This window comes from Dongia soli (assembly GCF_034044715.1).
Taxonomy (GTDB): Bacteria; Pseudomonadota; Alphaproteobacteria; order Dongiales; family Dongiaceae; genus Dongia_B; species Dongia_B soli.
Genome location: NZ_JAXCLW010000019.1, coordinates 1 through 7,455 on the forward strand (window position 1 = coordinate 1; position 7,455 = coordinate 7,455).

Consider the following 7,455-nt stretch of genomic DNA (forward strand, 5'->3'; position numbering starts at 1 on the left):
CGCCAAAAAAGACGATGTATGGACCCAGTTTTACCCATCGCTCGACGAAATCGCCCAGAAATACCACAAGTGAGGTTGGTCTTCGGCCGAGCTGCCCGGTGATTTCGAGCCAACCTAACAGGGGCAACGCAACCGCCTAGATCCGGAAGGTCTATAGTCCACTGAGGTATCGCGCCACGCGTGATACCTCAGTGGCCTGATTGCCAAGTCGTCTGCGATAAATTCATGCCAGCCGTTGGGTATGCCAGCGCCTGCTACGAGGTGAGACAGGCCGGCTCGGGCGATGCTTATCCCGCCGCTCCGTGCACTTGTTCGACAGGCTCGTCGAGTCCATTTTCCCTAGCCGCTTGCGGTCTACTTTTGCCCGCTACGTCGGAGCCGGGTGGTCCGCATTATTTCGGGGGCTCGTTGTACCCACCCCTATGGTTCTTAGCATCGATCATATCGGGCGGTCGGGACCTGCAACGACGGCTTCGTCACCCCTCGTCACCCGAAGCTCGCTCATCGGACGATCTGCAATTCCTGCCGGACGACATGTACGCGGGCGTCGGCCATCCTTCTAGGCACGTCGAGGCGTCATCCCGGCCGCTTCACCGATCTAACCCAGGAGAAAGCCATGGCAACCATTCCGTCCGTTGACCGCAACAGCCCCGCCGCCGAGGCGACATTCGCAGTACATCCTCCTGTCTCATACGCAACCGTCCTCGACCGCGGGCTTGCATCGACCGAGCCGCTGACGCGGGCTGGTCTCTACCTCTCGCTCGCCGTGATCTATTTCTGGTTCGGCGGCATGAAATTCACCGGCTATGAGGCGCAGGGACTGGTGCCATTGGTCTCGAACAGCCCGCTGCTGCGCTGGTTCTACGACATCTTTTCGGTGCGCGGCTTCTCCACCTTCCTCGGCTTTCTCGAGCTCAGCATCGGTCTCCTGGTGCTTGCGGGCCTGGTCCGGCCTCTGGCCGGGGCGCTCGGCGGGCTGCTCTCCGCCGGCCTCTTCGTCACCACGCTGAGCTTCATGGCCTCGACCGCCGGCGTCTTCGAGCCCACGCTCGGCTTCCCGGCGATCACCGTCGCGCCCGGTCAATTCCTGCTGAAGGACGTCGGCCTCCTCGCCGTCTCGCTGTGGATCGCGACTGACGCCGCCCGCCGCCTGCGAGCGCAGTGATCCCCCCTGAGTCGGAACCCGCCGCGGATTTCGGTAACAGACCGAAGTCCGCGGCCGCGCTGAGGTCGTCCCCCAGACGCTTTCATATCCTGCCATGCGACTATTTCGACCGAACTTACGGCGAAACGATCGGAGCTTCGCCACCCTTGGAAGCTGACGCCGTACCGGATGATCTTCTCCGCGCCCCGACGGTCCCAAGTGCGTTGAGCGCTCGCCGCAATCTGGTCCCCGACGATTTATCGCTCGGGATCATCGACGCCGCCCTATTCCACGAGCCGAGCTTTGCGCGACGCTCACCACGTTTCCAGAAGGTCAGAACTGGTCAGGTTGCGCGCAACCAGAAAGTCGAGCACAGGGAGGATGTCCCCAGGTTCGAAACGGCGGGTCGGATCCGGATTAACCTCCGAATAGGCAATGATGCCCGCCCTGTCGATAACGAAGCGTGCCGGGATCGGCAGCGTCCAGCTTTCCTCCCCATTAAGCGATGGCAAATCTATTCCATTGTTCCTGTGGCACTCACGAAGTAGTTGGGGGATCCGCCAGCGGACGCCAAATTCGGAAGTAACCCTCCCGCCCCTATCGCTTAAGATTGGAAATCCGACCATTGTCAGATTGTGCGCACGCAGGTTCTCCGCAACGGTTTGCTGCGAGATGCTGAGGAGAGACGCTCCGCGCTGCTCGATAGCCGGACGCATCTTTTCGAGTGCTTGAAGGTCGAGGTTGCAGGCCTGACACCATGTGCCGCTGTAGAAAGTGAGCAATAGCGGACCGCGCCTGAGCAGAGATTCTGGCGTGACCTCGGTCCCGTTTTGATTCGGCAAGCAGAAAGTCGGAGCGTAGCTCCCTGCCGTTAGGGCACGTTCCGCGTGGCGCGATGCGATCAGATATTCGGCTGCATCACGAAGAGTCCGGACAGTCCCGGACTCGGTATCGCACAGTGGCTTAGATGGGGCCGCCGAGGTCTCCTCGCGTATGGTCATGTCTTGTTCCGTCATGCCGCCGACGCTTCTGCGTCTTGTAATAAAGTGGCTCAGCGAATCGAGTCCTAGTAGTCGCTTACAACAACTTAGAGTTATTTGCCGAAATTATGAATGGCAGCGGAGCTGGAGCGCCATACGTCGGCAACTCTGCAACGACCGCAGCCGTTGGTCACCTCCCTCGAGGAAACCGGGTAGGAGTACCTGCCAAACCGGTGTTGATGGTCCCGACTTTCTATATACCCGGGCGGGTAGACACTTATTCTGGAATGGCGGATCAAGCGCGTAGCGCCGGCACCGGGTCAGTGGCCCACCGCATCCTGAGACGCCTGAGGACGGGTAAGAGATCCGCTGGGTCACACCGTCGGGTATAATCAACGCTGATGTCAGTATACTCGACCATACCATCAGGAGCGACGATATAGCGCGCGGGCATCGTTAGCGTCCAGCTTGGCTCCCCGTTCAAGAGGGCGAGATCGACGCCGCAGGCCTTCTCTACGGCTCTCAGCTCGGCGGATGCCTTCCAGCGTAAACCAAAGGCATAGGCAAGCTTTCCGCCCCGGTCAACAAGGCTGGGAAACGTCAGGGCGTTAAGCCGCACCGTTTCTCGACTCTCGTAAGAGGTTTGCTGGGAAACGGCCAAGATGGAGGCACCTAACGAGCGGATATCGTCGGCCGCGGCCTCGATTGCACGCAAGTCGAGATTGCAATAGGGGCACCAACGTCCCCGGTAGAACACAAGGACCATGGGACCGGCAAACAACCACTTATGAGAGGACACAACGACACCGTTGCCGTCGCGCAAGCGGAACGCCGGAGCGAGGCTCCCCGCGCGGACAGCACGCTCTCCTAAACCGGACGCCATCAGATCATCGACGGCTCGTTGCCTCGCTAATGTTACGTCGGGCAGCGCACGGGCGTAGTCTTCAGCCCTCAGTGCATCAAGCTGGTCCTTGAGTGGCATCTCGCCTCTTGGCGCTAGTTTCGATTAGCTTCGGCACACACACACAACGGGGTATTCGACATCAGGCGCCCGCAGTGGGGAACTACCGCTTCCCAAGAGCGACAGCCACGGTTGACACCTACAGTCTAGCCAATATCGCGAGCGAGGTCTCGCTAAGATATGCTGCAGCGAGCTCCATAAGGCAACGTAACATGGAGCCGCAAGGCCGGGCGGAATGATGGATCGGCGGCTTTAGCGCCACGGGAAGTTTATGCGCGAAGTTCGCCGAGGAGGAAGTCAGCAAACGCTCGCGCCGCAGGCTTTGTCGCCTTGCCGTTCACGAAGAGCGCGTTGATTTCTATCGATCCGAAGTCCCAGTCCGGGAGGACTCGAACCAATGCGCCGCTCTCGAGTTCGGCGCGGGCGCTGTTTACGCTCGACGCTGCAATGCCGAGCCCGGCGACTGCGCTCGCGATCGCACCTTCGTTGATTGTCACCGTCAATGGACTGTCGACCCTGACTGACGCAATCCGGCCATCCTTCCGGAATGAGAATGTCGGCGACAAGTGCGCGGGGCCGATTATTACCGAGTGGTGCGCGAGATCGGAGGGCATTGTTGGTACGCCCCGCACATCAAGATAAGATGGAGCCGCAGTCAGGACACGCTGCACATCCATCACCTTACGGACGGTCGCACTGGAATCCGGCAAGGGTCCGAAGCGAAAAGCCACATCAATCCCTTCCGTGACCAAATCCTGGTAGCGGTCATTTGACAGGAGTTCAATTCGCAAGGCTGGATGCTCCATCATGAAACGCGGCAATCGCGGAATGATTTCGCGCAAGACAAAGCTCGAGGATGTCCCGATCCGTAGCGCACCACGGAGTTCCCCTGTTCCGCGAGCTTCGTGATCGGCCTCGTCAAGCGCCGCCAGTATGGCGTCGATGCGCATGAGATATGTCGCCCCTGCCTCCGTGAGCGTGACGGCACGGGTCGTGCGGCGGAACAATGCTGTTCCGACTTCGTCCTCTAACGCTGCGATGAGGCGGGAAGCTGATGGTTGCGACAAACCCAGCTCTCGGCCTGCAATCGAGAAGTTGCCGACGCGTCCGGCACGGACGAATAATTTGAGTGCTGTGAGGCGATCGTTCATCGTATTTCTTGCTTCGCATCAGCCTAACGTCTTGCGCCAGGCGCCCATGCTACCGAACCGGCCGCCGACATGAGACCACTGGGCATAGTTACCCTTGTGATGGAATGGGCCGCTGAAGTGGCGACATCAGCACCGCCAAGAGGCTGAGAAAACCTTCCGGTCGTCGAGCGATTCGGCATGCAGGGCGGATATTGCAAAGCCCATTTCAGATCCATTTTCAGTCTCCTTATCTCGGGCGAGAGAACGCCAACACGCTTTCTTCCAAAGATGGGTTTTCCGGCCTTTAGAATAATAAGGGGCTTTTGAGACATTGCTTCTCGAGTTCTGAAACTCTGCAGAGCAGCATCGGGGCGAACTGCATTATGAGAGACGAGTTGGTCTCCGCCCTTGGCCGACGCTAACAGATCGCGGCTTATCGATTGCCGTCACCCGCTTGACCACATACCACGTGCCCGTGTTCGAGACGGTGACCGGGTATGCGCCCGCTTTGTCTCCTACGGACTCAATGCGCATTAGCCCCACGATACGGGCCAGGTCGTTCGAAGCAGCTTCGATGTTCTCTGTCCCATGCCGTCCGTCGCCCGAACTACTAGAGTCGTAGATAGGCAATTGCAGATCAGCCGATCAGGGTCGCTCAAGAGTATCGCCCCGACAACATGTGAAGCGAGCAAACCGGATGGCCGCGGACCAATATAGAAAACACCCTTTATGGATCTCGATTGGTCGTGCTTTTCAACTGGTCTGACGGGTGCGCACACTGACCGTCATCCCGCTGAGCATCATCCCGCATCGCCTCCACGAACCAGCGTGTCAGTCAAGTAGTCTTCGATACTGGATGAGATCCGAGCGATCGGCGATGCGGTCGTAAAGCAGCATGGCCTTATGGTTGGAATCGCGCGTCAGCCAGTACACTCGGGGCGCCTCGCGTCGTCTCGCATCCGCATAAACATGCTCTATCAGCGCGCGGCCAATGCCACGGCCACGCGCATTCTCCGCAACAAACAGGTCTTGAAGATAGCAGCAGTCGCCCGTCGTCCAGGTAGACCTATGGTAGATCGAATGCACCAGGCCCAAAGCTTGTTCGCCAACCATTGCAAGCGCCGCATGCATCGACTCGACGGAGTCTAAGAAGCGTGCCCAGGTCTTGAGCGTTACGGATTCGGGGATATCTACCTCGTAAAATCGCTGATAGCCGTTCCACAGCGGAAGCCAAATGTCAAAATCGTCATTATCAACAATTCTGATCTCGACTGATTGCATCGAACGCTCCTGAAATAAGGAATGATGAGGGTCTGAAAACTGACCCGCATTCATGCACCAGCCGTCATTTGTTTTTGACGGGCGTTGTCAGCATTTTGTCATTGGTATTGAGGACGAAGACAGCGAGGAGCTTGGCCGGCTCGGTCTTGCTCGCATTGCCGCTGATTGAATGGAGCGCGCCCGGCGGTTCGGACCAGCTCTCTCCTGCCCGATAGATGCGCGTTTCACCGCCATTCACCTTTGACTCGATCGCGCCGGAGATCACATAGGCGTAGATGAAAGCCGACTTCGCGTGGGTGTGGGACGGGGAGGCCGCGCCGGGCGCATAATCGACCTCCAAGGCGATCAGCGACTTGCCGGGGATATTGGGAATGGCCGCCTCGAAGTTCTTCGTGACGGTTTCCGCTTCGCTATCATGGGCGTATACAAGGCCGGCCATCGAGAAAGCGAGGGCGGCGCAAGTCGCGGTGATGACGGTTGGGATCTTCATCGGCTTTGTCCCTCTGAATATCGATTAATCTTCGCTCTCCGTGGACCTGCCCTATGTTCCAATGGGCTTCACACCGTACTTTTGATAGTAGGTGCTTCTGATTTCGTCCTGACTTCGAGGGGGGTTGGCGAAGACATGGGCTGGAGAAAGCAGCGGCGTGATCGAAGTGGTTTCGATTTTGACAACGTGATCGACAGGGTACTCTGGGCCATTCGTTGCTCGAACCCAGTTGGCGATCACCAAGGCCTCGTCATCCTCTGGCCGCAGTACCAACGCGCGACCCTTGAATCGATAACCGCGCCTCTGGAAGATGTCGACTACGTTAATTTCAACGGCGGGATTGCGCGTCAAGTTCAGTATCGTCCGGGGTGACGCGATATCGGCGAAGTAGAGAACGCCGTTCATGATAGTCAAAGACGCTTTGGGTGAAAGATTTGGCGTTCCGTCCTCGTTGACTGTCGCGACAAACGACAGTATCGCCTGCTTGACGATCGCCTCCATGTCGGCAGAGATTTTAATCATAGATATCCTCGCTTCGTTCTTTGCGGACTGTCTCTAGCCCGCTGTCACTTCGAGCCCGCGCTGCACGGCTGGTCGTGCGAGGCCGCGGTTGAGCCAGGCCTGCACATGATGAAAGCGGTCGAAGCCGACGAGCTCGCGCGCTTCGTAAAAGCCGATCAGGTTGCGCACCCAGCCAAGGAGCGAGATGTCGGCGATGCTGTAGTCGGCGCCCATCACCCAGTCGCGGCCTGTGAGCCGTTGGTCGAGGACACCGAGCAGCCGCGCTGATTCGGTTGCGTAGCGGTCGCGCGGGCGCTTGTCCTCATAGGCCTTGCCGGCGAACTTGTTGAAGAAGCCGACCTGACCGAACATCGGCCCGACACCGCCCATCTGCCACATCACCCACTGGATCGTTTCGTAGCGGGTGGTCGGGTCGGCCGAGAGAAATTTCCCGGTCTTGTCCGCAAGGTAGAGGAGGATCGCGCCCGATTCGAACAGCGCGAGCGGCGTGCCGCCCGGCCCATCGGGGTCATAGATTGCGGGGATCTTGCCATTGGGGTTGAGCGCCAGGAAGGCCGGGTCGTGGTTTTCGCCGGCCAAGATGTCGATCCGGTGCGGCTCGTAGGTCAGGCCCGTTTCCTCCAGCATGATGCCGACCTTCACCCCATTGGGCGTCGGCAGGGAAAAGAGCTGCAGCCGATCGGGATACTGTGCCGGCCAGCGCGTGAAAATTGGATGATTGAGTGTCATTTCTCCCTCCAGCGGAAAAGCCCGGACGCCTTCCCAAGTCTCTTTCGTGGGTGCCTCCGGGCTCCGGGGTTACGCTCGCCTCACCTGGACCTCCGAGCATCCTTGCGATGGTCGGTGCCCCCGGATCGAGGTCAGACCGAGCCCGCCGGCGCAACGGCGGGAAAGTCCTTCTCGGGATCGAACACGTTATTGAAAAAGTTCGTCAGGGAGTACATGGC

At 59.0% G+C, this 7,455-nt stretch carries 8 protein-coding genes; 1 reads left to right on the top strand and 7 read right to left on the bottom strand.

The window, feature by feature from the left end; translation table 11 throughout:
• Positions 1–616 precede the first annotated feature (616 nt).
• Complete coding sequence (locus SMD27_RS23925) at positions 617–1,165, top strand: YkgB family protein (RefSeq protein WP_320510980.1); 549 nt, start codon at positions 617–619, stop codon at positions 1,163–1,165.
• Between the two features lie 293 nt (positions 1,166–1,458).
• Here the strand turns inward: SMD27_RS23925 and SMD27_RS23930 are convergent, their stop codons facing one another.
• From SMD27_RS23930 to SMD27_RS23960, 7 genes are all read right to left on the bottom strand, one after another.
• On the bottom strand, positions 1,459–2,160 hold the full coding sequence (locus tag SMD27_RS23930; RefSeq protein ID WP_320510981.1) for a peroxiredoxin-like family protein: 702 nt from the start codon (positions 2,158–2,160) through the stop codon (positions 1,459–1,461).
• Between the two features lie 259 nt (positions 2,161–2,419).
• Positions 2,420–3,106: a peroxiredoxin-like family protein gene (locus SMD27_RS23935; protein WP_320510982.1), complete on the bottom strand. Its 687-nt coding sequence runs from the start codon at positions 3,104–3,106 to the stop codon at positions 2,420–2,422.
• 248 nt (positions 3,107–3,354) lie between these two features.
• Positions 3,355–4,236, bottom strand: a complete 882-nt coding sequence (locus SMD27_RS23940; RefSeq protein ID WP_320510983.1) for a LysR family transcriptional regulator — start codon at positions 4,234–4,236, stop codon at positions 3,355–3,357.
• An 810-nt stretch (positions 4,237–5,046) separates the two neighbouring features.
• Complete coding sequence (locus SMD27_RS23945; protein WP_320510984.1) at positions 5,047–5,496, bottom strand: GNAT family N-acetyltransferase; 450 nt, start codon at positions 5,494–5,496, stop codon at positions 5,047–5,049.
• Positions 5,497–5,560: 64 nt separating this feature from the next.
• Positions 5,561–5,986, bottom strand: coding sequence for a cupin domain-containing protein (locus SMD27_RS23950; protein ID WP_320510985.1), 426 nt, complete (start codon positions 5,984–5,986; stop codon positions 5,561–5,563).
• Between the two features lie 51 nt (positions 5,987–6,037).
• Positions 6,038–6,508, bottom strand: coding sequence for a pyridoxamine 5'-phosphate oxidase family protein (locus SMD27_RS23955; protein ID WP_320510986.1), 471 nt, complete (start codon positions 6,506–6,508; stop codon positions 6,038–6,040).
• A gap of 33 nt (positions 6,509–6,541) precedes the next feature.
• Complete coding sequence (locus SMD27_RS23960; protein WP_320510987.1) at positions 6,542–7,237, bottom strand: glutathione S-transferase N-terminal domain-containing protein; 696 nt, start codon at positions 7,235–7,237, stop codon at positions 6,542–6,544.
• Positions 7,238–7,455 lie beyond the last annotated feature (218 nt).